This is a genomic window from Streptomyces sp. SID3212 (assembly GCF_009865405.1).
GTDB lineage: Bacteria > Actinomycetota > Actinomycetes > Streptomycetales > Streptomycetaceae > Streptomyces.
Genome location: NZ_WWJY01000055.1, coordinates 1 through 1,827, shown reverse-complemented (window position 1 = coordinate 1,827; position 1,827 = coordinate 1). Strand labels below are relative to the sequence as shown.

General features: G+C 73.7%; 1 protein-coding gene. It reads left to right on the top strand.

The window, feature by feature from the left end; genetic code table 11:
- Nucleotides 1-1,827: nitrate- and nitrite sensing domain-containing protein (locus GT042_RS02095; RefSeq protein ID WP_161306981.1), on the top strand; the 1,827-nt coding region annotated here is incomplete at both ends.

Here is a 1,827-nt window from a genome sequence, read left to right as displayed (position 1 = left end):
CCGACCTCGGCCGCGCCGTCGAGCAGGCCTCCGCCACCCGGGGACTGCTCCTCGCCGCGCTCGCCGTGCCCGGCGCGCAGAGCGCGGAGCCGCAGATCGACCCGGTCACCGGCCTGGCCCTCGAACCGTCCGCCGGCGGCGACAGCAAGAAGAACGACGCGCTCCGCGACTCCCTCAGCGCGGCGGCCCAGCAGTCCCGCGTCCGGGAACTGGGCGCCCTCGCCGACTTCGACCAGGCCGCGGGCGCCGAGGCCCGCGACTCCTTCGCGGCCACCGTCACGGGTCCTGACGTCAAGGCCGCCGACGGTTTCCTCACCCAGCTCACCGACCGGCCCGAGCTGTCGGAGTCCGAGCGCCAGGCCGACCAGGAGAAGGTCGGTGCCGCGCTCTCCGCCCGGATCGACCAGATGCGCGGCGTCGAGTCCGGCCTCAGCTCCAGCCAGGTCGCCCGGCTGGAGACGCTGCGCGACGACGGCGTCACCGACCTGGAGCTGCGGGTCGCGCTCCTCGGCGGCTGTCTGCTGATCGCCGTCGGCGTGTCCACGGCCGTCGCCCGTACGCTCACCCGGCCGCTCGCCGTCCTGCGGATCGGCGCGGCCCGGATCGCCGGCGCGCCCGAGACCGAGGAACCGATCAGGTTCACCGGCCGCAACGACGAGTTCGCCCAGGTCGTACGGTCCCTCAACACGCTGCACGGCAAGCTCCTCGACCTCTCCACCCGTACGGACCAACTGGGCAGCGACCGGGACGACTTGATCGGCGCGCGCGAGAAGGTCGTGGCGCAGCGGTCCGAACTCCAGGAAGCCACGGCCGAGATCGGCGTCCAGCTCCAGCAGCTGCGCCACACCGTGCACCACACCTTCGTCAACCTGTCGCTGCGCACGCTCGGGCTGGTCGAGCGCCAACTCGCCGTCATCGAGGGCCTGGAGGAGCGGGAGCAGGAGCCCGACCGGCTCGCCACGCTCTTCAAGGTCGACCACCTGGCGACGGTCATGCGGCGGCACAGCGAGAACCTGCTGCTGCTCGCGGGGTACGAACACGCTCACGCGCCCACCGGGCCCGTGCCGCTCGTGGACGTCCTGCGCGCGGCGGTCAGCGAGATCGAGCGGTACGAGCGGGTCACGATCCAGGAGTTGCCGCAGCACATCCAGGTGGCCGGGTTCGTCGCGGACGACCTCAGCCACCTGGTGGCCGAACTGCTGGAGAACGCCGCGTCTTTCTCGCCGTCGGACGCCGAAGTGGAGCTGTCCGGCTGGCTGTTGGAGAACGGCGAGGTGATGCTCTCCGTCGAGGACCAGGGCGTCGGCCTGTCGGCGGCGCGGCTGGAGGAGCTGAACGCGCTCCTCGCCGAGCCGACGGCGGAGCCGGAGGCGGGCACCGGGCAGGTGGCCGACGGACTGGGCCTCCGCGTGACCGGGCTGCTGGCCGCGCGTCATGGCGTACGGGTCGAACTACGCGAGCACGAGCAGGGGGGCGTGGCGGCGGTGGTCGTACTGCCGCAGTCCCTGCTCCCGGCGGTGGCGGCGGAGCCGCGGGAGCCCCGGACGAAGGACAAGCCGAAGGGCGGGCCGGAGGACAAGGCGCCGACGTTCCGGCTGCCGGGGTCGGTGGCGGAGTCCAACTCCAACGCGCTGCCGGGCCGTTCGGAACCGGACCCGGACCCCGACCGGAACCCGCACCCGGAACCGGACCCGTTGGTGGTGGCGGCGGAACAGGCGATCCTGAAGGCGGAGGCGACGGGGACGCTGCACCCGGCTCCCACCGACGCCGACGCCGACGATCCGGCGGGCGACCGTGCCGGGGCGGCGCGCGCCCGAGGCACGGCCA